Origin of the sequence: Streptomyces chromofuscus (assembly GCF_015160875.1) — a bacterium.
Taxonomy (GTDB): Bacteria; Actinomycetota; Actinomycetes; order Streptomycetales; family Streptomycetaceae; genus Streptomyces; species Streptomyces chromofuscus.
Genome location: NZ_CP063374.1, coordinates 3956610 through 3981188, shown reverse-complemented (window position 1 = coordinate 3981188; position 24579 = coordinate 3956610). Strand labels below are relative to the sequence as shown.

The window sequence follows — 24579 nt, the reverse complement described above, 5'->3', positions numbered from 1 at the left end:
CCAACAGGTACGCACAGTGAAGTGATCGACACATGATGTGATGTGGACCACGGTGTTGCCAGGCGTGCAACGGAAAGGAACGAGCGCTCATGCGCGAGATCCTCGGAAGGCGACGCAGGCTCCTGTCCAGGCGGAACGACGGGAGGCCTGACGTGATCAGCGCGGCCCTGACCTTCGCGACGGAATGGAAATGGCCCGTACTCCCGGGCGTCATGGCGGACCCGCAGGGCCGGGCCGGCTGCGGCTGCCCCGACCCCGAGTGCACGGTGCCCGGCGCGCACCCCTTCGACCCCGGGCTGCTGGCGGCCACCACCGACGAGCGCATGGTGCGCTGGTGGTGGACCAACCGGCCGGCGGCGCCGATCATCCTGGCCACCGGCGGCACGGCACCCTGCGCGGTCAGCCTGCCGGCGCCCGCGGCGGCGCGCGCCCTGACCGCGCTGGACCGCACGGGCATGCGCCTCGGCCCGGTCCTCGCCTCCCGCACCCGCTGGGCGGTGCTCGTGCGGCCGTACTCCATGGAACAGCTCGGCGAACTGCTCTACGCCAAGGACTTCGTCCCCGGCTCCCTGCGCTTCCACAGCGAGGGCGGCTATCTCGCGCTGCCGCCGTCGGAGACCGGTCAGGGGCAGATCCGCTGGGAGCGAGCGCCGCTGCCCGGCTCGGCCGCGCCGTGGGTGCCCGACGTCGAGGCCGTGGTGGACGCCGTGGTCGACGCCCTCACCCGTACGGGTGTGAGCGCGCCCGAGTTCTGAGGGTGTCGGGCGCGCGCGGAACCCGGCGCCCGGTGCCGGTCGTTATCGTCCCCTCATGAATGTCCGCCTGCTCGCCCTCGCGGCCGTCGCGACGTGCGCGGTGGCACTGCCGCTGGCCATGGCGTCCGCGGGGCCCGCGGACGACGACCGGCAGACCGCTGCCGTACGGCTGTCGGAACGTGACGCCAAGGCCCAGGTCGCCGAGGAGCCCGCTGTCGGCGCCGACGCCCCCGACGGGGAGGCCACCGAGCCCGACGCCGCCCGCTCCCCCCACCTGCTCGGCCTCGGCCTGGCCACCGCCACCCGCTGCGGCCCCGAAGTCACCTCGCCCGACGGCATCGAGGCGCAGACCTGTGTGCTGACGCAGGGCGAGGAGACCTGGGCGCGCACCTACTACCGCAACGCGACCGGCGAGACCCTGGACGCCGTGCTGAGCCTGATGGGACCGGGCGGGCGGACGGTGCAGATGCGCTGTCCGGTCGGCGCGGAGGACGAACCGGCCAGTTGCGAGACGCCCCGGGAGCCGACGGGGGGCGAGCCGACGGCCTACTCGGCGATCGCGGAGTTCGGCGCGCCGGGCGGCCGGGGTCCGGCACTGCTGCGCACGGGGAGCAACTCCACGGCGCCTACGGGCAGTTGACCGACGGCGGCGTTGCGTGAGCGACTCCGCACAGGGAAAGACCCGGTTGCTGGCGACGGGGGATGCACCAGCAACCGGGCTCCTCGAACGGTAACAAGAGATCGGCGGTTAGCAAATTCGATCTCTTGCTTTCCCCGGCTATTCGGACACCGACTGGCTTACGGGCAACGGGAGTTGCGACTGGAGTCACCTGCTTCGGTGAACCCTCGGCTGACCGACCGGTCAGCCGAGGGCCTCTGCGGCCGCCGTGTGCCGGCGGAGCCGCTCAGCCGCAGCCGTGGGTCAGTTGAGGGTCACCTGACGGTTGGTCAGCCCTCCGCGCGCGCGGCGCTCGTCCGCGGTGAGCGGCGCGTCCGTGGCCAACGCGGCGGCGAGCCGCTCGGCGAACTCCGCCGCCGGCTTCTCGATGTCGTCGGCGGTGACACCGCTCGGCAGGTCCCACACCGGCACGGTCAGACCGTGCGCCCGGAACGAGCCGACGAGGCGGGTGCCCTCACCGAGGCCGGCCCGGCCCGCCGCGTGCAGCCGCGCGAGAGCGTCCAGAAGCTGCTCCTCCGGGTGCGGCATGACCCAGCGCAGGTGGTTCTTCTCCGGCGTCTCGCACCAGTACGCCGCCTCCACGCCCTGGAGCTTGACCGTCGGGATGGCGGCGGCGTTGGCCCGCTCCAGGGAGGCGGTCACGTCCGGCGTGGCGCTCTCCGGGTCCGGCACCCAGAACTCGAAGCCGGAGTGCACCACGGGCTCGAACGGGGCCTTCGGGTCGAGCAGGTCCTGCAGGCGGGGGCCGTCGGCGGGGGCGCGGCGGCCCTTCACCGGGGTTCCGGGCTGCGCCTGCAGCGCGCGCGACAGGGTGTCGGCGAGGTCGCGGCTGAGGTCGCCGGACGAGGTGTCGTTCTGCAGGCCGAGCAGGACCGAGCCGTCGTCGCGGCGCAGGGCGGGCCAGGCCATCGGCAGGACCGTGGCGAGCGTGACCGACGGGACGCCCTCGGGGAGACCGTCCTTCAGGGTCAGCTCGGCGGTGGCCGCCGGGACCAGCTCGCGCAGGGCGACCCAGTCGCACTCGCCGGGCAGCCCTTCGAAGGGGCGGTGCACCAGCTCGGTCGCGGCCTGTGCGGCGGCCCGGCCGTGGCACGCCTTGTAACGGCGTCCGCTGCCGCAGGGGCAGGGCTCACGGGCGCCGACGACCGGGATCTCTCCGTCCGTGAGCTGCGGGCGCGTGGCCTTCGTCTGGGGTCGCTTCTTGGCCATGGTGGGTGTCTCCCGGTTACGGCTCGTCTCGTACGGCGGGAGCCTAGCCGCTCGTGAGCGGCAGGACGGGACCCTGTGGACGACGGGAGCGTTGTGGACGACGGGGCCGGCGGGGCGGCGGGCCCGAGGTCACCCATGTGTGCGGAGAACTCGGTCACCCGTGGCCGGCTCTGGCCGGCCCGAGCCCGGCCGCCGTGGTCTCAGTCCAGGTCGTCGAAGGCGTCCGCGAAGTCCAGCTCGGTAAGGGCCGAGACGGGCGGTGCCGTGACACGCGTAGCGAAGTCCTCGCGGCGGTGCGCCGCGGCCGGATCGCGCACGCCGTCGTGGACCACCACCCAGACCGTGACCTCGCCCTGCGTGTCGTCCCGGACGCCCCAGTCGTCGGCCAGTGCCGTGATGATGTTCAGGCCGCGGCCGCCGTGCGCGGTGACCGAGGGCGTCGCCGGGGCCGGACGCGTCGGTCCGCCGCCGTCCGTCACCTCGACGACCAGCCTGCCACCCGGGTCCAGGCGCCACGCGGCCCTGACGTCACCGTCGCCGGCCAGGGCGTTGCCCAGCGGCCGGCCGTGTTTGCAGGCATTGCTCAGCAGTTCGGAAAGGACCAGTACGGCATCGTCGATGACCGATTCCGCCACGCCACCCCTGCGCAACTGGTCGCGCATCCGGTGCCGCGCCTTGCCCACGCCCGCAGGACCATGGGGTACGGCCATGCTCGACGACGTGGGCACCCCCTGTGCCACCACCAACGCCACCCCCGAGACCTCCTTCGCCCCACGCCACGGTGTGGATGCCCCATTGGCCTGAACCGGAAACCGGCCAATCAACGTCCGGAGACGCATTCGCAACGATCGAACACGGACCGAACGCGCCGGAGCACTCCCTGTAAGGGTCCGGTCGGCAGGTGGCTGGATTTCGACGGTGTAGCCGTGACCGGAGGATGATGCAGTCCCCCTTCCTGGTCAAGGTTCGTTTCATGGGTCAGCGACCCAGTTGCTCCAGCACCGCGCGCGGTCGGTTGGTGATGATGGCGTCGATCCCCAGGTCAACGCAGAGATCCACGTCCGCGGTCTCGTTCACGGTCCACACGTGCACCTGGTGCCCGGCTCGCTTCAGGCGCTCGATGTACAGGGGGTGATTGCGCACGATCCGCATCGAGGGGCCCGCGATCCGGACACCCGCGGGCAGTCGTCCGTCGCGCAGCCGTGGTGAGAGGAACTGCATGAGATAGACGATCGGCAGCGTCGGCGAGGCCGCCCGGACCCGGTGCAGGGAGCGTGCCGAGAAACTCATGACCCGTACCGCGGACTCCTCCGGCGAGGCCGGAGCGTCCAGTCCGAACCGCTTCAGGAGCAGCAGCAGCCGCTCCTCCACCTGCCCCGCCCAGCGTGTGGGGTGTTTGGTCTCGATCGCCAGCTCCACCCGCCGCCCGGAGTCCGCGATGAGGGCGAGCAGCCGCTCCAGCGTGAGGACGGAGGTCTCCGCAGGATCCTCCGGGCGGTGCACCCAGTCGGGCTCCTCGTCGCGGTGGTGCAGTGAGCCGCGGTACTTCCAGGAGCCGAAGTCCAGCGCGGCGAGGTCGGCCAGCTCCAGGGCGGAGACCGCGCCGCGGCCGTTGGACGTGCGGTTGATCCGGCGGTCGTGGACGCACACGAGATGCCCGTCGGCAGTCAGCCGGACATCGCACTCCAGGGCGTCCGCCCCGTCCTCGATCGCCTTCTTGTACGCGGCCAGGGTGTGCTCGGGGGCGTCCTCGGAGGCACCGCGGTGGGCGACGACCTGGGTCCGGTGCTGTCGTGCGTGCGTCACCCGCGTCATGGTGCCACCGACAGGGGGTAGCCGTGGGGGCGGAGGTAATTCGGCTGCAGTGGGAATGCGCCCTTTTAGTATGACTGGTCCCATATAAAGGTACGTCGCGCACCCACAGCGACCGCTTATCGTGCTCTGACGTCCCGTGGGAAAAGCTGACGGCATACATATTTCACAAGCGAGCACAGGTACAGCCGCATCGCGCCTGACCGACAGCAGTGACCGAGGAGAGAAGCTGTGAGCACCGAGAACGAGGGCACTGCGGTACCCCCGGCCCCGTCCGCACCTCCTGTGCCGGTGGACACCCCCGCAGCCTCCCCGCAGCAGCCCGCGCCCCCCTACGCCCCCGCCGTCGACGCGCCGACGACGCCCCTGCCCACCACGCCTCCCCACAGCGCCCCCGGAGCGGCGGAGCAGCCGTCGCACGCCCCGGGCGCTCCCGCGTACGCGTCGGCGCCGCAGGGCGGCTCCCCGGACTCCGCGCCCGAGGGCGGCTGGCCGCCCCCGCCGCCGCCCACGCACGCGTACCCCACGCAGGGCGCCGGCGGGGCGGGTGACGGCTCCGGCTGGGGAACCGCGTACGCGCAGCCCGAGCCGAAGCCCCGGGGCCGGCGCGGTGGCCTGCTCGCCGCGGTGCTGGTGGCCGCGCTGGTCGCGGGCGGTCTGGGCGGCGGCCTCGGCTACACGCTGGCCAAGAACGACGACGCGAGCTCCACCACCGTCTCCGCCTCCGAAAGCGGCGGCGACATCAAGCGCGATCCCGGTACGGTCGCCGCGGTGACCGCCAAGGCGCTGCCGAGCACCGTCACCATCGAGGCCGAGAGCAGCAGCGGCGAGGGCGGTACCGGCACGGGCTTCGTCTTCGACACCGAGGGCCACATCATCACGAACAACCACGTGGTGGCCGAGGCGGTCGACGGCGGCAAGCTGACGGCCACGTTCCCGAACGGCAAGAAGTACGACGCCGAGGTCGTCGGCAACGCGCAGGGCTACGACGTGGCGGTGATCAAGCTCAAGAGCGCCCCCTCGGACCTGAAGCCGCTCACCCTGGGCGACTCCGACAAGGTGGCCGTCGGCGACTCCACGATCGCCATCGGCGCCCCCTTCGGCCTGTCGAACACGGTCACGACCGGCATCATCAGTGCCAAGAACCGCCCCGTGGCCTCCAGTGACGGCACCGGCAGCCAGGCGTCGTACATGAGCGCCCTGCAGACTGACGCCTCGATCAACCCCGGCAACTCCGGCGGCCCGCTGCTGGACGCCAAGGGCAACGTCATCGGCATCAACAGCGCGATCCAGTCCAGCAGCAACGGCGGCTTCGGCACCGGCCAGTCCGGCTCCATCGGCCTGGGTTTCGCCATCCCGATCAACCAGGCGAAGTATGTCGCCCAGGAGCTGATCGAGACGGGCAAGCCGGTGTACGCGAAGATCGGGGCGTCCGTCTCCCTGGAGGACACCACCGACGGCGCGAAGATCACCGACACGGGCGCGGGCGGCACCGACCCGGTCGAGGCGGGCGGTCCCGCCGACAAGGCCGGCCTGAAGCCCGGCGACGTCATCACCAAGCTCGACGACACGGTGATCGACAGCGGCCCGACCCTGATCGGCGAGATCTGGACCCACAAGCCCGGGGACAAGGTCACGATCACCTACGAACGCGACGGCCGCACCAACACCGTGGAACTCACGTTGGGCTCCCGCGTCGGCGACAGCTGATCCCGCGTCCCCCTCCGCACAGGGGTGTCCCTCGACGGGGGCACCCCTTCCGCGTCGCCCGAGTCCCCCGCGTCCCGCGTCGGGCCGGTACTCTGTACCCGCTCCGCCACTGGTGGGCGGCGCGAGGTGGGTTGCCCGAGCGGCCTAAGGGAACGGTCTTGAAAACCGTCGTGGCGCGAGTCACCGTGGGTTCAAATCCCACACCCACCGCAGATGAACGGCCCCTGACCAGGAACATCGGTCGGGGGCCTTCACCTTGCGTGGTGCCCGCTAATGACCGTGATTCCCCGTGAGTTCCCGGTCGATCGGGCACGGATGGGGCACGGGCTTCAGTCGCCCTGAAACCACAGATAGCTGCCTGGGGTGCCGGCGCACTGCTCCAGCAACCTTGCAAGATCGTCCAAGGCAGCGAGCTGACGCTCATCGGTGCACCGTTGCCGTAGATCGGGGATCTCGCCGAGAGCAAGGACAACCTCCTGCTCGTTCATCAGAGCATCCCCGTACGGATCCACAACGGTCAGCCGCCCCGGCACTCCGAGCAGCCGAAGCGAGCCGATCGCATCGGCCAACGCGTCACCGTGCCCGTACGAACTCTTCAGCAGCGTCGTTCGGGACTTGCGCCAGTTACGCGCTGGCCGTGCTGAGTGCAGCTCCACGTCTATCCCCACGGGTTCATGATGCCTGCTACAGAGGCTCAGCATCTGATCCGTAGCTCTATGCGGAGCGGCTGTTGGTGGTCATACCGGTCCTGACGCGGCTATCGAGGGTGCTACCGGTCGGGCTTGGTTGCTGGGGTTGCTGTACTGCGCTGCTGTACTCGCTACAGGTTGATCAGTCTCGGGTGGGCACCTGGACGCCCGTACGCCAGGATGCGCGACAGCACCTCGCGCATGCGTGCCACGTCGACCGCCGGCGCCCGCAGCAAGGCCTCGACGATGGGGTCGGCCAAGCCGAGCGCGTCCAGCGACGAAGGGTCCAACGTCACCCGAAGCACGTCTCCGTCCAGTTCCACCTCACGCACACAGCCATATGCGGTGCCCTGATCCGGCGTGACAAGACAGTGGGTGTCCATCCCCAAGGACACTTCCTGCGCGTCGGGCTCCTCAAAGTCGCACATGAACAACAGGGAGAACCCATCCTCGTCGTCCGACTCGGCCACACCCGCCATCACACAGTCGTCTTGATCCGGATCATCGAACCCGCAAGCGATCTGCGCCGTGAATCTGTACGCCATGCGGGTGTTTCTAGCACTCGGGCCTGACAGTCTCGATCACTCGGGGGACCCCAGACAAGACAACGGGAGCGGCGCACCCCTTGCCAGGTGCACCGCCCCAGTTGTATGGCGCTATGGCCTCATCCTTATCAGGTCGATCACAGGGGACCGCTGGCGTCGGTCGACCGGGCCAGCGCCCCGGTCGATTGTCCCCTGAGGTTCGGCGCCGACCGCTGCTGTACGTGCTTGTTGGTGTCAGCCGCTGGTGTCAGCCGCCGCACGCAGCCTTGACAAGCGTGGCCATTCTCTCGGGCCTGGAGCACCAGTTTGGAAGACGCCGTATGCGGATGACGGCTGGCCTGGGCACTCCCTGAGATGGTGTCCCGCCGAGTGGTGTAGCAGCGATCTCCGCATAGCCCCTGGTCATGAGGCGGCCATCGCGCAACTCTCCGAGTAGCGAAGCTCGTTGAGAGAGGTGACACGATGGCCTTGTCCCAGCATGACTTACTCCGGCTGATGGAGTCACTGCGTACGGCGGACGGAATCGAGTTGATCAGGATCCTGGCCCAGCGGATCCTGCAGGAACTCATCGAGGCCGAGGCCACCGCCCACATCGGCGCGGAGCCCGGCGAGCACGTCGTGACCCGTACGACCTGGCGCAACGGTCACCGCGACAAAGTGCTGACCACGCAGGCCGGAGACCTGGACCTGGCCATCCCCAAGGTCCGCACCGGCACCTTCTTCCCGAGCCTGCTCGAACGCCGCCGCCGGATCGACCAGGCCCTTTACGCCGTCATCGTTGAGGCATATGTCCACGGAGTGTCCACCCGCAGCGTGGACGACCTGGTCAGGGCCCTGGGTGCGGACACCGGGATCTCCAAGAGCGAGGTCTCCCGGCTCTGCGCCGGACTGGATGCTGAACTCACCGCTTTCCGCACCCGCCCGCTGGACCACACCCGCTTCCCCTACATCTACCTGGACGCCACCTACTGCAAGGCCCGGGTGAACCACCAGATCGTCTCCCAGGCCGTGGTCATCGCCACCGGCATCACGGAGGACGGCGGACGCGAAGTGCTGGGACTGATGGTCGGCGACAGCGAGACCGAAGCGTTCTGGAGCGAGTTCCTACGCTCGCTGCGCGAACGGGGCCTGAACGGGGTCCGCCTGGTCATCGCCGACCACCACTCGGGTCTGGTCAAGGCCGTGCGCAAAGTCATGCTCGGCGCCGGCTATCAAAGATGCCGCGTTCATTTCCTGCGCAACGTTTTCGCGGTGATCCCGAAGGACTCCGCGGAAATGGTGGCCGCGACCGTCCGCACGATCTTCACCCAGCCTGACGCCGCAGCCGTCCGGGCCCAGCTCGACACCGTCGCCGACATGCTCGGCCACCAGTTCCCCAAGGTCAGGGCCATGCTCCTGGAAGCGAAGGAGGACCTGACCGCGTTCGCGGACTTCCCAGATCGGCACTGAAAGAAGATCCAGTCGACCAGCCCGCTGGAACGGATCAACCGCGAGATCAAACGCCGGACCGACGTCGTCCAGATCTTCCCCAACCCCGCCGCCCTCGAACGACTCACCACTGCCGTGCTCATCGAGATGCACGACGAGTGGATCGCCTTCCCCCGCCGCTACCTCCCCGAAGGCAGCATGGACAAGATCTACCCCAACAACGACCAGATCGGTCCGGCTACACCACCACAGGGGACATGACCCTCCCTGACCTGGGCCGAAGCATGGTTGGCGCCCTTGTTCCCCGTGAGTCCCCGTAATGTCCCGCCGGAACGGGCACGCAGGGGGCACGGCCATGAGGACCGTCTACACCGCTCGGCGCAGTCGAAGCTCGCCAAGCCATGCGAGTACCTGCTCGTCGTCGTGCAGGAAGCCGCCCGTGGCGCTCGCAGGAAGATCAACGCCGTGCAAGAGGTTGAGCGCCCACCATTCAAGATCACCCCAGGCAAGGTCGCTCTTGGTCACCCAGTGTGCCGCCCATCGATCGGCGTCGTCCCGGCTCAGCCGCCCCTCGACAAGAGCAACAAATCGGTCTTCGATCTCGTCAAGCGTCGGCTGAACATCCATACTCCGAGCCTACGGGCAGGGCCGACGAGTTCTTCTGGAAGTGGTGCGCCACGTTTCCCACCTGCACCCTTCTGCCCCCAGGCCTCGTTGATCTGCGTCGACTTGGTGGTTGGCTGTCATCGGTGGTCAACGCTGGTTCCCCTCGGACGGCCCCGTGACGGCCCGTGCCGCCTTGTATGTCCGATCAGCGAGACGTGGCTTGGCGTCTCCGCTCCCGCCACCGGCGTCCCGCTTCGGAAATCGGCCCGCCAGTCATCATCAAACCTACGAAAAACGCACAGTCTGCGAGGCCCTTGTCCATATCCAGCAGTCGCGCTATGCCCCACGACACGAGCGTCAGCAATGGCCAGGTGACCAGCACTGGGCCCGCCATTCTCCGCCACAGCGGGCGCTCTTCTTCCACGTGTCGGAGGGTACCTGGCCGGTGCCGCACGGTTCTTACGCGGGCGGCGTGGAGAGGCTTTGGCACGCGGGTCGCTTGCTTACCTGCACCACAGACGACCTCGCTGGCGAGTCCCTACTCAGCGATCGGATCGCAATTCCTAATCAGCAGCCGAGTCGTCGGGGGTGTCGGGCGGCGAATCGTAGGAAGCCACGGACGGCAGACCACTGAAAGCCACACTCGACCCCCCTGGGTGAGCCAACCCTACGAATGGCTCGCTCATCCCGATCAACAAGGTAGGGACCACTGAACCCCTTGAAATCGATCATCCAGCCAGATCAAGGCGGAGCCAAGGCCCCGCGCTGTGCCTGCCCCGGATCGACGTCAGAGGGTCGTGGTCACTGGTGCGTCGCTGTTGTTGGTGAAGTGTTCAACCGATGTTCTGACTCCGTAACAGCGAACCTTTCCCCTGTTCAGGTGGCCATGCGGGTTTTACGCTCCTCGCGTCATCAAGATCCCGTCAGGCGGAGTCCGGCGGGCTTAGGTGGGGGACACCAACGTGCGTATTCGCTCCTTTGTGGGTGCCGTCTGCGGCGCCCTGGCTCTTTCCGCGCTGGTCGCTCCGGCGGCCCAGGCGGAGGAGAGCCCGATCACGTTCTCCAGCATCGCGATCAACAGCGGTCAGCCGCTGGTCGTGGGGACGGGCACGCCCCGGACCTTCCGCGTGTACTACAACGTGCACCACACCCACAAGCTCTACTTCACCGAGGCGACCCTGTACGCGGGGGCTTCGATGCCTGGAGCGCCCGGAGCCGACCCGTGGCGGACGCATCCTGCCGGGACCTGAGCGCCACTGTCGCGCGCTGCGTGCAGAGCCTGGCGATCGACCCGAAGACGTTCGTCGGCAACGGCGTCGCGGGCACCTGGCACGTTTACCTCAAGGCGGTGGACAGCGACCACAACGTCGTCGGCAAGGGCGGCCTGTATCCGACCACGGTGAAGCGCGCCTCCGTCCTGGCCTACACCACCGCGGGTCCGGAGCCGGTGGTGAAGGGCCAGACCCTGACCGTCACCGGCAAGCTGACGCACGCGGACTGGAACACCCAGACGTACGTGGGGCAGTCCGGCAAGGCGGTGGAACTGCAGTTCCGGCCCGACGGGGGCTCCTACCGCGTGGTCAAGACGGTGCAGACCGGCAGTGGTGGCGCGCTGAAGGCCACGGTCACGGCCTCCGTCGACGGCGCCTGGCGGTGGGCCTACAAGGGCGACTCCACCACCGGCGGCGCGATCGCGGTCGGCGACGCGGTCGACGTCAAGGAGTAGTTGCGCGGTAAACCGTGAGGCGCCGGGCCACCACTACGGGGGTCCGGCGCCAACGTTTCTCGTCGATCGACGGCGGCCTTCAGACGGCCGCTGAGCAGGACAAGGCGTATGCGCAGTCCGTTGCGACACAGCAGCGCCATGAAGGCGTCGAGGTGCTTGGACACGTAACCCTTGTCGCCGACGATCGACTGTCCGGGGTGGGTGGTCAGCAGGTCCGGGTCGCCGGTGAGCATGTCCGCCAGTACCTCGCGTTCGTCGGCTTTCGGGTTGGCCAGGCCCAGGCGATCGGTAGCCCGCCGGGCGTGCACATCAGGTGCAGGCGCAGGCCCTAAAAGAACCGGGAGTGCGAGGGCAGTAGCCGTATCCGGCCCAGCCGGCCAGGTCGGAGCGTTTGACGGCGGCCGTGAGCGGGCGCATTCCACCGGGGTGGAGTTGACGATCCACCCGTCGTCGTGCCACAGGTCACTGTCGCGGGCGTGGGTGCGGATGAACCTGCTGATCAGGGTGTTGGCGGCCCGCAGGCGTTTGTTGTAGCCGGACTGGCCCGGCAGGTAGGGGGACTCGGCTGCCAGGTGGACGCGGGCGAACCGTAGCCAGCGGGCCTCGGGAGGGGCGCAGTGCCAGCCATCCGTCATCCGCCAGAACACAACGAGTCCGTGCGTCCGGGGCCCGCCGTCCAACCCAGCCCCGTCCGCGGTCCAATGGAGGGCGGTCCCCCGCGCCTCATCCCCTTGCTCGTCCGGCGGGTAACCCACGCCATCGAGGGCGTCGACGACGGCCGTGACATATCGACGCATCTCCGCGTGCCCCAGCAGTTCGGTGCCATCCGCGGACGAGGCGTCCGTCGCGTACATGGTCGGCAGCAAGCAGACGCAGCAAGCAGCGAGACCAGCAGCCGGCGGACGGTCCCGGTCTAGCGGTTGCGCGCCGTGATCCAGCGAAGCGCCGCGACAACCAACCCCACCATGGCGACGCATGTGACGACCATGGCGGTCTTGGTTCCGGCGTCCACCGTCCCGAACATGTGCGTCTCCCTCGTCGATCGGCCGCAGTTGCCCGCGGGCACCCGCTCGCGTCCTTGTGTGGGATGACCATGTCATGCCGTGCGGCGCCCGGAACGGACTAGCCGGAAGAACTGAGGATCTTCTGAGCTGCACCGTACGCACGGGTACGGGACCGGGAACCGGGTCAGAGCTCGTAGTCCTGCGCCAGCCGTTCCCACGCCAAGCCCAGCAGCCCCGCGTCGGCCTCATGCCCCGACGGCACGTCCGGTGTCGCCTGGAACCACACCACCGTGAGCCGGGACCGGTACTGGACCGGGTCATGGGCCTCGTCCACCGAGGTGGAGTGGAACGCCCCGACGCACCCCACCGCCGGCAGCACCTCCACGGGCCCGAACGCGCCAGCCCCTTCGTCGGGATACTCGCGCGGCGGCGGGATCAGGTGCACCCGCGTCGTCGGGTACGCCCGTTCCGCGCCCCGCACCAGCGCGTTGATCTTCATGTCGTTGACCGGCTCGCAGGGATGGCCCTCCAGCATCCCGCCGTACGTCGACGACATGCGCAGCTCGGTCAGTTCGATCGAGCGGCCGGAGGACAGGACGACCCGGGTCAGCGACATGGGCCACACCCTAGGGCGGAGTCCCGGGGCCGTTCACCCCGGTTTCACGGCCGGTGGCCCGTCAGCCGCGCCGCCGAGGCGATCGTCGCCCGCGCCTCCCGTTCGCCGAGCCCCGTCGCGCGGGCCGCCTCGACCAGGGCGGGGACCAGGTCCGGGGCCAGGCCGTTCTCGTAGGCGCGGCAGGCCGCCCAGAACAGGCGCGTGTTGCGCTGCCCCTCGTGCGCGGCGAGCACGAACTGGACGAGGCCTTGGCCATGGCTCCCGGAGTGCCCGGCCCCGCGGTCCGGCGTGGTGGGCGTGCGCGGCGGCGGGAGCAGGAGGCGCAGCAGGGCCGGTGGGCAGGGCGCCGGGGCCAGGTGGGCGGTGCCCGGCGCCGTGCCGTACACCCCGTGGTCGGTGCGGGAACCGGGGCCGACGAGGTAGCCGCCGGCGCCGCGGACGTCGATGCCGGGGGCGAGGCGGCCGGCCGAGTTGGGGACGGCGACGTCCGGCGGTCCGGTCAGCCACAGGTGCCGGCCGCCGCTGGGAGTGAGGACGACGACGGTGTCCGGGATCGTGAACAGGTGCCGCAGCGCCAGTTCGCGCAGGGCGGCCGTGGAGTCCGTACCCGACTTGGTGTCCAGGTCGATGCCGACGAGATGGTGCGGGGGCAGCCCGCAGGCGATTCCGTAGCCGGTGGCCCAGGGCGCGGCGGCGAACAGTTCGCGGATCCGGCGCGGGTCGGTCGAGGCGTCGTACACCCCGTGTCCGAAGCGGCCGCACTCGCCGTGGCAGGCGGGGGCCGCCGGGTCGGCGCGATGGGGGGAGCGGAGGGCCGGGAGCTTGGTCCGGGACAGGGGGATGACGGCCAGGCCGCGCTCGGCGGCTGTCAGGGCGTGCGCGAGGGCCAGCGTCGTGGCCTGCCGGTCGATGGTGGCCATGCCCTCATTTTCGTACGAATGTTCGATGAGGGGAAGAGGGCGTCTGCTCGACGCGCCGGTGACCAGGAGATTGTCGGAAAAGTTGCCGGAACGCTTCACCTCTTGTGCCGCTTGGGATGGAGGCGTCCTGTGTGCCCTGATGCGAGGGGTCGGAGTGACCTAAGGGGTTTATCGACATGTCATCACGCTTGAGGGCGAATGACGGCTTCCGGGATGGTTCGCCGGGGATTCGGTGGGCAATCTGATCTCGCGACGTCGTGCTCACACCACCGGGGCGGTCGGCCAACTGCCCTGGTGAAAGCCGTACTTCACGCTCAAGGCCGTCCGGCCCGGGGCGTCTTTGCTACTGGAGGAACCGAACATGGCAAGCATCCGTACCGCTCGCGTTGTCGCCGCAGTCTCCGCCCTTCCGCTCGCAGCCGCCCTCTTCGCCGGTGTTGCGACGGCGGACAACGGCTCCTTCGCGGACAACGGATCGACCGCCTCCGTCACCAACGCGTTCGCGGGCATCATCGGCAGCGGTGTCGGCGACGACAACAACGGCAACTCGTCCACCACGCAGCAGCAGGCGGTCGGCTCCGGCGCCTCGAACCAGAGCAACACCGCGCAGGTCGACGACTCGGCGTACACGGCCGTCCAGCAGGGCAACGAGAACGTCGCCGTCAACTTCTACCCGTGGTGGTGATCTGAGGGGGCCGGCGCACCGGCGCCGGTCCCCTCGATCCCGAGTGGGGCGTGTTCATTGGGGTGAACAAGGTCAGTCCGCGCGGCGGTGCTCCGGCACCGCCGCGCAGGCGTTTCCCCTACGCAGCCCCCATGGCTGAGCTGTGGGCGTACCCTGACGGCTCGTGAGGTGAGCCCCCGTTGTAGCCCCTAGGGGACACCCCCGCAGGAGGAAGCTCCACCCCTCGTCCACCTCCAGGAGGTGCAGCCAACCCCACCTCTACACCCTGAGGGGGATCCCGCTTCGGGACCTGCGGGCGATCCGCGCGTGGGGGCCCCGAACCTAGCGTGGAGCCATGACCCCACCCGTCTGCACCACCGCCTCGGACGCGGCCGCACCTCGGACGCAGACCCTCACGTACCCGTCCTTCGCGTCGTACGTCCGGGCCCGCCAGCCCGTGCTGCTGCGCACCGCGCGGTCGCTCACGGCGAACCCGAGCGACGCGGAGGACCTGCTGCAGACCGCGCTGGCCAAGACGTACGTCGCCTGGGAGCGCATCGAGGACCACCGCGCGCTGGACGGCTACGTCCGCCGCGCGCTGCTGAACACCCGTACGTCGCAGTGGCGCAGGCGCCGGGTGGACGAGTTCGCCTGCGACGAACTGCCCGAGCCCGAGCCGCTGCCCGGCGGCGACGACCCGGCGGAGCGGCAGGCGCTGCGCGACGCGATGTGGCGGGCGATCATGAGGCTCCCGGCCCGGCAGCGGGCGATGGTCGTCCTCAGGTACTACGAGGACCTCAGCGAGACCCAGACGGCCGAGGTGCTCGGCGTCTCGGTCGGCACGGTGAAGTCGGCGGTGTCAAGGGCGCTGGGCAAGCTGCGCGAGGATCCCGAACTCGGCCTCGTCCGGTGAGATGAGCTGGGCGTTGTTCGATCCCGAGCCGTTGTGTCCGGCATCGTGAGGTGATCGATCACCCGGATCTAGTGACATACCGCGCGGTACGTGCGCAGAATCAGCGCACACTTACCGCCGCGTAGGCAATGTCGCCCCGGGAGGACGCCGTGCTGAGCACCATGCAGGACGTACCGCTTCTGATCTCCAGGATCCTGGCCCACGGGTCCGCGATCCACGGATCGTCGCAGGTGACCACCTGGACCGGCGAGGGCGAGGCACACCGCCGCTCCTACGCCGAGATCGGGGCCCGCGCCGCCCGGTTGGCGCACGCGCTGCGCGACGACCTCGGGGTCGAGGCCGACGAGCGGGTCGCCACGCTGATGTGGAACAACGCCGAGCACGTCGAGGCGTACTTCGCGATCCCCTCCATGGGCGCGGTCCTGCACACCCTCAACCTCCGCCTGCCTCCCGAGCAGTTGGCCTGGATCGTCAACCACGCCGCCGACCGCGTGGTGATCGCCAACGGCTCGCTGCTGCCGCTGCTGGCCCCGCTGCTGCCGCACCTGAAGACGGTCGAGCACGTCGTCGTCTCCGGTCCGGGCGACCGCTCCCTCCTCGCCGACGCCACCGCCCAGGTGCACGAGTACGAGGACCTGCTCGCCGGCAAGCCGACCACGTACGACTGGCCGGAGCTGGACGAGCGTCAGGCCGCCGCCATGTGCTACACCTCCGGCACCACGGGCGACCCCAAGGGCGTGGTCTACAGCCACCGTTCGGTCTACCTGCACTCCATGCAGGTCAACATGGCCCAGTCGATGGGCCTGACCGACCAGGACACCTCTCTCGTGGTGGTCCCGCAGTTCCACGTCAACGCCTGGGGCCTGCCGCACGCGACCTTCATGACCGGCGTCAACATGCTGATGCCGGACCGCTTCCTGCAGCCCGCCCCGCTCGCCGAGATGATCGAGCGGGAGAAGCCGACGCACGCCGCCGCGGTGCCCACGATCTGGCAGGGCCTGCTGGCCGAGCTGACCGCGCGGCCCCGTGACGTCGCGTCCCTCACCCAGGTCACCATCGGCGGCTCGGCCTGTCCGCCCTCGCTCATGGAGGCGTTCGACGAGCTGGGCATGCGGGTCTGTCACGCCTGGGGCATGACCGAGACCTCCCCGCTCGGCACGATCGCCCGCCCGCCGGCCCACGCGGTCGGCACCGACGAGGAGTTCGGCTACCGCCTCACCCAGGGCCGCTTCCCGGCCGGAGTCGAGGCCCGGCTCACCGGTCCGGGTGGCGAGCGGCTCCCCTGGGACGGCGAGTCCGCCGGTGAGCTGGAGGTCCGCGGCCCCTGGATCGCGGGCGCCTACTACAACGGCCCCGACGCCGAACCCCTGCGTCCCGCCGACAAGTTCAGCGAGGACGGCTGGCTGAAGACAGGAGACGTCGGCACGATCTCGCCCGACGGCTTCCTCACTCTCACCGACCGCGCCAAGGACGTCATCAAGTCCGGCGGCGAGTGGATCTCCTCGGTGGACCTGGAGAACGCCCTGATGTCCCACCCGGACGTGGCGGAGGCCGCCGTGGTCGCCGTCCCGGACGAGAAGTGGGGTGAGCGCCCCCTGGCCACGGTGGTCCTGAAGGAGGGCGCCACCGCCGACTTCGAGACGCTGCGCGCCTTCCTCGCCGAGGAGGGCAGGATCGCCAGGTGGCAGCTGCCGGAGCGCTGGACCGTCATCGCGTCGGTCCCGAAGACGAGCGTCGGCAAGTTCGACAAGAAGGTGCTGCGCAGGCAGTACGCGGAGGGCGCGCTGGACGTCACCCGGCTCTGACCGGCGGGTGCGTGCCGGACGGTGGCGGCCGTCGTCGGCGGTGGGGGGCGGGTGCCTCCCCAGTACGGCGATGGCTGTCACCGGCTCTGGGGGCGGCCGTCCGTGTGGTGGTGGCTGTGAGCGGGCTTGCGGGGGGTGGCCGTCCGTGTGGTGGTGGCTGTGAGCGGGCTTGCGGGGTGCGGCCGTCCGTGTGGTGGTGGCTGTGAGCGGGCTTGCGGGGTGCGGCCGTCCGTGTGGTGGTGGCTGTGAGCGGGCTTGCGCGGCGGGGACGTCGTGAGGCGGCGGCCGTCAGCGGGGTCCGCGCGGTGCGGTGCGGGACTGGGTGGAGAACGCCCACCACGTCGTCGTGGCCGCCCCGGTTCGCGAGGAGGAGACCAACCGGCGCGAGTTCGACACGGGCGCCTACCGCTTCCTGACGGACCGGACGGTCACGTTCCGCACGGACGACGTCCTCTGGTCCGCCCCGCGCGCCGACCGGTCGCTCGACGAGGGCTTCGCCCTGACCGTCCCCGGCCGGCGCGTCCACCGCGCGAGCGGCAACCGCGTCGAGCGGACCACCGGCTACGCGCCCCGCCTGGAGCGCGGCCACACCTGTCTGCTCGCCGTGCGCTGGACGGCCGACGGTTGGGCCGTCCTGGGCGAGGGCGCCGCCGTCCCGTTCGACGACCGCACGGCCGGGCGGGGGGAGTGGTGCGGGCGCGTCCTGAGCGTGCGGCCCCGGCGGCGTGGTCCGCGGGCAGGCCCAGCGCGTCCGCCGGCTCCGCCCGCGCCGCACAGGAGGAGGTGGCGCGCGGCGAACGCTTCTCCCGCCGGGCTGACGACAGCGTGGAGGAGGCCGTGCACGGCCACGACGAACAGGCGGTCACCCGCGCCCTCGAGAACGCCACCCGCCGCTGACCGTCGCCGCCTCGCTGAAGGCGCCCCGGTGAAGCCCCGAGCCGGCACTCGACCGGCGTCACTCGCGGCTATCCGCCGACCGGCGTCATCCCGGGAACCCGCTCACCGAGGTCACCCCCGGAAACCACCCACCGGCGTCACCGGTCACACACCCCGCCCTGCGTCGCTCAGTTCGTGCCGATCCGGGACAGCAGGTCCACGATCCTGTCCTGCACCTCCGCACTCGTGGACCGCTCCGCGAGGAACAGCACCGTCTCGCCGGAGGCGAGCCGCGGCAGGTCGGCCTGGTCGACGGCGGCCGTGTAGACGACGAGCGGGGTCCGGTTGAGCTGCCCGTTCGCGCGCAGCCAGTCGACGATCCCGGCCCGGCGCCGATGCACCTGCATCAGGTCCATCACCACCAGGTTCGGCCGGAACTGCCCCGCCAGCGTCACCGCGTCCGTGTCGCTCGCCGCCCGCGCCACCTGCATGCCGCGCCGCTCCAGCGTCGCGGTCAGCGCCAGCGCGATCTCCGCGTGCTCCTCGATGAGCAGCACGCGCGGCGGGTGCTGCTCACTGTCCCGGGGCGCGAGCGCCTTCAGCAGGACGGCGGGATCGGCGCCGTACGCCGCCTCGCGCGTCGCCTGCCCGAGCCCGGCCGTCACCATGACCGGCACCTCCGCCGCCACGGCCGCCTGCCGCAGCGACTGCAGCGCGGTCCGCGTGATCGGCCCGGTCAGCGGGTCCACGAACAGCGCCGCCGGGAACGCGGCGATCTGCGCGTCCACCTCCTCGCGCGAGTGCACGATCACCGGCCGGTAGCCGCGGTCGCTGAGCGCCTGCTGCGTCGACACGTCCGGCGCGGGCCACACCAGCAGCCGGCGCGGGTTGTCGAGCGGCTCCGGGGGCAGTTCGTCGTCCATCGGCTGCGGGCGCGGCGGGTCCGCGACCTCCACGGCCCCACCGGGACCGTCCAGCGGCTCGGGGCCCTCGGCGGCGTTCTCGTCCGGCGCGCCTATGGCGTACGACCGTCCGGCCCCCTCACTCGCCGGTCCGGCGAGCCGCGACTGCCCCGCCAGGGAGGGCTGCTTCGGCTGGGCGGCGACCGGCTGCTCGCCCTGCGGATGCGGGCGCGCGGCGGCCGGTTCCGGCGGTGTGCCCAGCTTGCGGCGCCGGCCACCGCCCGTCGACTGGTGCGGTGGCGGCGTCGCCCCGGCGGACGGCTGCTGCACCTGCGCCGCCTGCCGCGTGAACGGCACGCCCTGACCCAGCGTCCGCACACTGATCGCCCGGCCCTGCGTGGAGTTCGGGTCCACGGGCGCGGCGGCACCCGCGGCCTCGGCGGGCAGCGGCTGCGCAAGCCGTGCCTGGGTGGTGGTCGTCGGACCGGCCGCCGCCTCGGGAGGCAGCGGGGCAGCGGGTGCCGTGGGCTGCGGTGCCGGGGGCGCCTGCTCGGGCGCCGGAGCCGGAGGCACGGGGGCCGCCCCGGCGGCGTTCGGCGGCACGCCGGCACCTGGCGGGGGTACCGGGGTGCCCGCACCGGGCGTCTCGTCGGCACCGGCGCTGGCGGGCCACTGCTGCGGAGGCGGCGTGGCGCTCGCCGGAGCCGCCTCGGCGGGCAGGGGCATGCCGGGCGCCGGGGCCTGCGGGGGTACGGCGGCCTGAGCCGGCTGTGGCTGAGGCGGAACCGGCGGGCCGGGGGTCGGCTGCGCCTGGCCCGGCTGAGCGGGCACGGGTCGGCCCGGCATCGGCTGGGCCGCACTCTGCGCGGGGACGCCGACCTGCCCGGACGGCTGCTGCGCGGGAACGCCGGGCCGGGGACCCATCCGGGCCGGAGCAGCCTGGGGCGCCGGAGCCACCGGCGCACCGGGGGCAGCCGGCACCGACTGGGACTGGACCGCGGGCTGAACCTGCGGCTGGCCGGCCGCCTGCACCGGAGACACCTGGGACGGGATCGCCTGCGCGGGCACCCCGTTGCCCTCCGCCTGCGGGGCGGCCACCCGACGACGGCGTCCCGTGGGCGCGCTCGCCGGGTGCGGCTGGGGCGGGGTGTGGTCGTCGGACTGGTCGTGCGGTACGGCGTCATGCCGGCCGTGGTCGTCGGCGCGCCCACCGGGGGCGCCCTGGCCCGGCACCGGCACCGGCGCCTGGACCGGAACGGGCTGCGGGACGGCCTGTCCCGGCACCTGGACGGCCACCGGCCCCGGACCCTGCGGCTGGGCGGGCGCGGGGGCCGCCGCCCGGTCCGCTCCCCGGTCCGCATCGGCGGGCGGCAGCGCGAACACCGTGCGCGGCCCCGCCTCCTGCGCGGCCGCCCGCTCCTGCGCAGCGGCGAGCGCGCGCCGCCGCCGGCCGGTCGACTGCTGCTGCGCCTCGGCACCGGCCCCCGCCGGAACGACCGACGCGGACGCCTCCGGCCCGGGCGCGGGCACCGTACCTGCCGGAGTTCCCGACGCGGCGGCGGGCAACGCCGCCGGCAGGGCGTGCTGTTCTCCGGTCGCCCGCCGGGCCCGCCGTCCGCCGCCGGACGCGGGTACGCCCTGCGGCGGCACCGCCGCGCCCAGTCCGTTCGCGGCCGCCGCGGTGCCCGCGGCGTGCTCGGCGGCCGTGACGACGGCGCCCTCGGAGACTCCGTCCGCCGCCGCGCCGTCCGCCAGGGCGAGCTCGGCGCCCTCCGCAGGCCGTCCCCGTCGGCGCCCGGTACCGCCGCTCGGCTCACCCGCGTCGGCCGGCGCGGGCGCGGGCGCTTCCGCGCCCGTGGGCGCGGCCCGGCGCCGCCGCCGCCCGGTGGGGGCGGCGGCCTCCAGCTCGGCGGCCCTGCCCTCCGGCAACCCGCTCTCCAGGAAGGCGTCCGTGGAGGCCCGGCGCGCGCGCCGACGTCCTCCGCCGGAGGTCTCCTCGGCGGTCTCGGGCGCGGCTTCCGGCGTGGCCTGCGGCGCGGGCGGAGGGGTGACGGCTCCCGCCCCACCGCCGAGCGGCACCTCGAGCACATAGGCGCTGCCGCTCATGCCCGGCACCTCGTGCGTCTGGAGCACGCCACCGTGCGCGCGCACGATCCCGCGCACGATCGGCTCGTGCACCGGGTCTCCCCCGGCGTACGGCCCGCGCACCTCGATCCGTACGACCTCGCCGCGCTGCGCCGCCGCGACGACGACGGTGTTGTCCATGTAACCGCCCGCTGAGACGGGCGCGTTGCCGGTCGCGTCGACGCCCGCGACGTCCGCGACGAGATGCGCCAGCGCGGTGGCGAGCCGCTGCGGGTCGACCTCGGCCTCGATCGGCGGCGCGTGGACGGCGAACTGCACGCGCCCCGGCCCGACGAGCTCGACGGCCCCGTCGACACCGGCCGCGACGACCGCGTCGAGCATCACCTTGGTCCGCGTGATCGCCTCGGTGCCCGCGTCGATGCGCTGGTAGGCGAGGACGTTGTCGATGAGCTGGGTGATCCGCGAGTACCCGGCGGACAGGTGGTGCAGCACCTGGTTGGCCTCGGGCCACAGCTGCCCGGCGTCGTCCGCGGCGAGGGCCGCGAGCTCGCGGCGCAGTTCGTCGAGCGGCCCGCGCAGCGAACGGCCGAGCAGTGTCAGCAGCTGCTCGTGACGCCCGGCCAGGGCCTCGTACCGGTCCTTCTCCCGCTCGGCGAGCGCGGCGTAGCGCTCCTCGTTGGACGCCACTTCCTCGGCGTGCCGCTCGAGCAGTTCCTCCAGCTCCGTGACGTGCTGCTGGCGCAGGGCGGTCAGGTCGGAGGCGTGTTCCTCGGAGAGCCGCTCCAGCTCGTCGGCGTGCTGCTTCTCGACGGCGGCCTTCTCGTCGGCGAGTGCGTCGTACGGCCGCCGGTCGGTGAAGGTCATCACGGCGCCGACGAGCTGGTCGCCGTCCCGCACGGGCGCGGTCGTGAGGTCGACGGAGACCTTGTCCCCGTTCTTGGACCACAGCACCTGCCCGCGTACCCGGTGCTTGCGACCGGAGCGCAGGGTGTCGGCGAGCGCCGACTCCTCGTACGGGAAGGGGGAGCCGTCGGCGCGGGAGTGCAGGACGAGGGTGTGCAGTTCCTTGCCGCCGAGTTCGCCGGCGCGGTAGCCCAGGATCTGGGCGGCGGCCGGGTTGACGAGCACGATGCGGCCGTCGGTGTCGGTGCCGACGACGCCCTCGGACGCGGCGCGCAGGATCATCTCGGTCTGCCGCTGCGAGCGGGCGAGCTCGGCCTCGGTGTCGACGGTGCCCGAGAGGTCCCGCACGACGAGCATCAGCAGCTCGTCGCTGGCGTAGCCGTAACTGCCGTAGGCCTGCTGGCCGTTCTCCAGGTTGGCGCTGGTGACCTCGACGGGGAACTCGCTGCCGTCCGTGCGCCGGGCGATCATCCGGGTCGGCTTGGTCCGGCCGCGAGGGTCGATGTGGTCGGGCCGGCGCATGGACCCCGGGATGAGCTTGGAGTCGAACTGCGGCAGCAGGTCCAGCAGGCCGCGCCCGACGAGCGCGGTCCCGGGCGCCTCGAAGGCCTCGAGGGCGATGGTGTTCGCGTTGACGACGGTCCCGTTGGCGTTGACCAGCACCAACGCGTCGGGCAGCGCGTCCAGTATGGCTGCGAGGCGAGCAGCGCCTCGGGATGGCCTGCTGCTCACGAGACGCTTCCCTCCTGTTACCGCACCTTGCCGACCGCTTGGGCCATCTTGCCAACCGGCCCGCGACGTGTCACGCGAGGGAGTCTAAGGGCTGGGCTTGTGCGCGCGACGCGGGATGAGAGAGAGGTCGCACGACGAAGTGACAACGAACGGACGTGCGTCACACGACCCCGCACACCGACACCACGCGCCGTCCGCGCCCTCTGCGCCGGACCTTCACGCCGGCCGGGTGTACGCCGCGGAGGGCAGCGGCGCGAAGACGCTCGCACGGATGTCGGGGAGGACGCCTCGAGGGGCGATGTGCGGGTCTCGGGAAGGACGGCGCGAAGGGCGACGCGCGGGTTCAGCGGAGGGGGCCCGAACGGCTGCGCGCGGGTCAGGGCACAGGGGCCTGAAGGGCTCCGCGCGCGTTCGGGCGAGAAAGCCCTTGAAGGGCTACGCGCGGGCCACGGGCAGCAGGGGCACCAGCCGGTCCCAGCGGGCGATCTCGCAGCCGTTGCTGCGGTCGAACGCGGCATCGACGGAGCGTCCGGCCCACGTTCCGGTGACGCGGGCGGTGCCGGGGCCGCCGTACTGCATCGTGCACATGGTGTCCCCGGGCACGGGCGCGAAGACGTCCTGTCCCCACCGGCTCTCCCTCTCCAGCGCTCGGCACGCGCCGTCGGCGTCGGGGTGACGCCCGCCACTCGGGTGGCATCGCACCTCGAAAGTCCCGTCGGCACCAGTGTTCACATCGCGGACCGTGACGGTGAGGTGATCACTGTCGCCGCGATGATGGCCGGCGGAGAGGGAGGGCCCGGCGGCGGCCGCGGGGGCGGCGGACAACGAGGTGAGCGCGGCGAGGGAGGCGCCTGCGGCGACGGCGAGACGCGGCAGCGTGAGACTCATGACCTGCAACATGGCCTGACTAACGCGGTACGCCGCCGGACGTTGCGCGCCCCGTGCGCCCCCGGCGTCCGGCACCCGCCCCGACCGGTGGGGAAGCCCTTTGCCCTGCGGCCCGGCTGCCTAGTACCGTGGGGGGCGATTGGTGACAGCGCGCTCGACTGTGTCATCATCTGCACACACCACTCGCGCCCGCGTGAGTGGCTGTGCTGGAGGCGTCGCCTAGTCCGGTCTATGGCGCCGCACTGCTAATGCGGTTTGGGCCTTAAAGCCCATCGAGGGTTCAAATCCCTCCGCCTCCGCGCATCACCGAAGCCCCGGTCCCTCGGACCGGGGCTTCGGTCGTTCCTGATCGAGGTCCCACAGCAGCCGCAGGATCCCCCTGAAGGGCGTTTTCGCAGGTCGCAAGGGGTGCGGCTAACGGATTTCACATGACGGCGGCAGTCATGTAATGTTCTTCCTGTCGCCGCGAGCGGGCCGGAAGGAACGGAAGCGGCGGTACAACAGAACACAGACAAGCACTCGTAGCTTAACGGATAGAGCATCTGACTACGGATCAGAAGGTTGCAGGTTCGAATCCTGCCGAGTGCGCAGCACACCGGAGGCCCTGTGGATCATTCCACGGGGCCGTCTGGCCTTTTTCCTTGACGGCCGTGTTTGACGGCAATCGCCTCGCGGGCGGTGGGATGGCCGCCCTCGGGTCGGTTCGGGGCGATGGCGTTCAGGATCGCCGATGCGACGTGGTCGGCGGCGTTGCGGTGGCCGCGGGCGTTGGGGTGGACGACGGCTGGGCGGCTGTAGTCAGATCGCCCTGGGTCTTCGAGGAAAACACCCGGCTGCTGGCCAACCCGCTCGCCTCGCCCGAGGACATCGAGGACCTGGATGGCTGGACCCTGCACCAGCTGCGGCACACCGCGCTCACGCACGACGCGGAGGGCGGCACCTCCACCCCGATGCTGCTGGCCCGGTCCCGCCATGCCTCCGTCCGCTCCCTGGAGCGGAACGCCCGCCCCGGCGTGGACGCCGTCGCCCGACACGTCGCCGAACGCGACGCCGCCGCCCGCAGGAAGCGCTGACCCTTCCAAGATCAACTAGGGGCGGCTTCTGGGTTCACC

The 24579-nt window shown here is 71.4% G+C and carries 20 protein-coding genes, 3 tRNA genes and 2 pseudogenes; 14 read left to right on the top strand and 11 right to left on the bottom strand.

Annotation, left to right across the window (positions count from 1 at the left end):
* Nucleotides 1-89: 89 nt before the first annotated feature.
* On the top strand, nt 90-755 hold the full coding sequence (locus IPT68_RS17985) for a bifunctional DNA primase/polymerase (RefSeq protein ID WP_189696056.1): 666 nt from the start codon (nt 90-92) through the stop codon (nt 753-755).
* A gap of 55 nt (nt 756-810) precedes the next feature.
* Nucleotides 811-1395: a hypothetical protein gene (locus IPT68_RS17980; protein ID WP_189696057.1), complete on the top strand. Its 585-nt coding sequence runs from the start codon at nt 811-813 to the stop codon at nt 1393-1395.
* Nucleotides 1396-1677: 282 nt separating this feature from the next.
* On the opposite strand, the gene IPT68_RS17975 is transcribed toward IPT68_RS17980, so the two are convergent.
* The 3 genes from IPT68_RS17975 to IPT68_RS17965 form a co-directional block, all read right to left on the bottom strand.
* Nucleotides 1678-2643, bottom strand: coding sequence for a DUF5926 family protein (locus tag IPT68_RS17975; protein ID WP_189696058.1), 966 nt, complete (start codon nt 2641-2643; stop codon nt 1678-1680).
* Between the two features lie 200 nt (nt 2644-2843).
* Nucleotides 2844-3482: an ATP-binding protein gene (locus tag IPT68_RS17970; RefSeq protein ID WP_189696059.1), complete on the bottom strand. Its 639-nt coding sequence runs from the start codon at nt 3480-3482 to the stop codon at nt 2844-2846.
* Between the two features lie 139 nt (nt 3483-3621).
* Nucleotides 3622-4449, bottom strand: coding sequence for a glycerophosphodiester phosphodiesterase family protein (locus tag IPT68_RS17965; RefSeq protein WP_189696060.1), 828 nt, complete (start codon nt 4447-4449; stop codon nt 3622-3624).
* A 237-nt stretch (nt 4450-4686) separates the two neighbouring features.
* Here IPT68_RS17965 and IPT68_RS17960 point away from each other — a divergent pair, with 237 nt between their 5' ends.
* Nucleotides 4687-6165 carry a S1C family serine protease gene (locus IPT68_RS17960; protein ID WP_189696061.1) on the top strand — a complete coding sequence of 493 codons (1479 nt, stop codon included), beginning with the start codon at nt 4687-4689 and terminating at the stop codon, nt 6163-6165.
* Between the two features lie 125 nt (nt 6166-6290).
* Nucleotides 6291-6375: transfer RNA gene (locus IPT68_RS17955), tRNA-Ser, on the top strand.
* Nucleotides 6376-6494: 119 nt separating this feature from the next.
* Here IPT68_RS17955 and IPT68_RS17950 read toward each other — a convergent pair.
* Both IPT68_RS17950 and IPT68_RS17945 read right to left on the bottom strand, forming a co-directional pair.
* The gene (locus tag IPT68_RS17950) at nt 6495-6833 is read right to left on the bottom strand and encodes a hypothetical protein (RefSeq protein WP_189696062.1); all 339 of its coding nucleotides are present in this window, start codon (nt 6831-6833) and stop codon (nt 6495-6497) included.
* 152 nt (nt 6834-6985) lie between these two features.
* The gene (locus IPT68_RS17945; protein WP_189696063.1) at nt 6986-7399 is read right to left on the bottom strand and encodes an Imm10 family immunity protein; all 414 of its coding nucleotides are present in this window, start codon (nt 7397-7399) and stop codon (nt 6986-6988) included.
* Nucleotides 7400-7861: 462 nt separating this feature from the next.
* On the opposite strand from IPT68_RS17945, the pseudogene IPT68_RS17940 reads away from it, so the two are divergent.
* A pseudogene (locus IPT68_RS17940) lies at nt 7862-9088 on the top strand (IS256 family transposase).
* Nucleotides 9089-9193: 105 nt separating this feature from the next.
* On the opposite strand, the gene IPT68_RS17935 reads toward IPT68_RS17940, so the two are convergent.
* Nucleotides 9194-9454 carry a hypothetical protein gene (locus IPT68_RS17935; RefSeq protein WP_189696064.1) on the bottom strand — a complete coding sequence of 87 codons (261 nt, stop codon included), beginning with the start codon at nt 9452-9454 and terminating at the stop codon, nt 9194-9196.
* A 941-nt stretch (nt 9455-10395) separates the two neighbouring features.
* On the opposite strand from IPT68_RS17935, the gene IPT68_RS17930 reads away from it, so the two are divergent.
* The gene (locus IPT68_RS17930) at nt 10396-10683 is read left to right on the top strand and encodes a hypothetical protein (RefSeq protein WP_194073988.1); all 288 of its coding nucleotides are present in this window, start codon (nt 10396-10398) and stop codon (nt 10681-10683) included.
* Nucleotides 10656-11159, top strand: a complete 504-nt coding sequence (locus tag IPT68_RS17925) for a hypothetical protein (RefSeq protein ID WP_194073987.1) — start codon at nt 10656-10658, stop codon at nt 11157-11159. The genes IPT68_RS17930 and IPT68_RS17925 overlap by 28 nt, the downstream gene beginning before the upstream one ends.
* A gap of 134 nt (nt 11160-11293) precedes the next feature.
* Here IPT68_RS17925 and IPT68_RS35215 read toward each other — a convergent pair.
* The 3 genes and pseudogenes from IPT68_RS35215 to IPT68_RS17910 all read right to left on the bottom strand — a co-directional run.
* Nucleotides 11294-11764: pseudogene (locus IPT68_RS35215) on the bottom strand (transposase); the annotation flags it as partial.
* Nucleotides 11765-12347: 583 nt separating this feature from the next.
* Entirely contained in the window at nt 12348-12779 is a 432-nt protein-coding gene (locus IPT68_RS17915; protein WP_189696066.1) for a hypothetical protein, read from the bottom strand.
* 44 nt (nt 12780-12823) lie between these two features.
* A complete protein-coding gene (locus tag IPT68_RS17910; RefSeq protein ID WP_189696067.1) occupies nt 12824-13699 on the bottom strand; it encodes a bifunctional DNA primase/polymerase in 876 nt (291 codons plus the stop codon).
* A gap of 361 nt (nt 13700-14060) precedes the next feature.
* Between IPT68_RS17910 and IPT68_RS17905 the strand changes: the two genes are divergently transcribed.
* The 4 genes from IPT68_RS17905 to IPT68_RS17890 all read left to right on the top strand — a co-directional run bounded on the left by IPT68_RS17905 (nt 14061) and on the right by IPT68_RS17890 (nt 17978).
* On the top strand, nt 14061-14384 hold the full coding sequence (locus tag IPT68_RS17905; RefSeq protein WP_189696068.1) for a hypothetical protein: 324 nt from the start codon (nt 14061-14063) through the stop codon (nt 14382-14384).
* A 334-nt stretch (nt 14385-14718) separates the two neighbouring features.
* The gene (locus IPT68_RS17900) at nt 14719-15276 is read left to right on the top strand and encodes a SigE family RNA polymerase sigma factor (RefSeq protein ID WP_189696069.1); all 558 of its coding nucleotides are present in this window, start codon (nt 14719-14721) and stop codon (nt 15274-15276) included.
* 128 nt (nt 15277-15404) lie between these two features.
* On the top strand, nt 15405-17081 hold the full coding sequence (locus IPT68_RS17895) for a long-chain fatty acid--CoA ligase (protein WP_189696070.1): 1677 nt from the start codon (nt 15405-15407) through the stop codon (nt 17079-17081).
* Nucleotides 17082-17771: 690 nt separating this feature from the next.
* Entirely contained in the window at nt 17772-17978 is a 207-nt protein-coding gene (locus IPT68_RS17890; protein WP_189696071.1) for a hypothetical protein, read from the top strand.
* Nucleotides 17979-18145: 167 nt separating this feature from the next.
* On the opposite strand, the gene IPT68_RS17885 is transcribed toward IPT68_RS17890, so the two are convergent.
* A complete protein-coding gene (locus IPT68_RS17885; protein WP_189696072.1) occupies nt 18146-22579 on the bottom strand; it encodes a hybrid sensor histidine kinase/response regulator in 4434 nt (1477 codons plus the stop codon).
* Nucleotides 22580-23014: 435 nt separating this feature from the next.
* Nucleotides 23015-23479, bottom strand: coding sequence for an SSI family serine proteinase inhibitor (locus IPT68_RS17880; RefSeq protein WP_189696073.1), 465 nt, complete (start codon nt 23477-23479; stop codon nt 23015-23017).
* Between the two features lie 196 nt (nt 23480-23675).
* Between IPT68_RS17880 and IPT68_RS17875 the strand changes: the two genes are divergently transcribed.
* The 3 genes from IPT68_RS17875 to IPT68_RS34135 all read left to right on the top strand — a co-directional run bounded on the left by IPT68_RS17875 (nt 23676) and on the right by IPT68_RS34135 (nt 24540).
* Nucleotides 23676-23766: transfer RNA gene (locus tag IPT68_RS17875), tRNA-Ser, on the top strand.
* Nucleotides 23767-23982: 216 nt separating this feature from the next.
* Nucleotides 23983-24055: transfer RNA gene (locus IPT68_RS17870), tRNA-Arg, on the top strand.
* Nucleotides 24056-24204: 149 nt separating this feature from the next.
* Nucleotides 24205-24540: a site-specific integrase gene (locus tag IPT68_RS34135; RefSeq protein WP_228039746.1), complete on the top strand. Its 336-nt coding sequence runs from the start codon at nt 24205-24207 to the stop codon at nt 24538-24540.
* Nucleotides 24541-24579 lie beyond the last annotated feature (39 nt).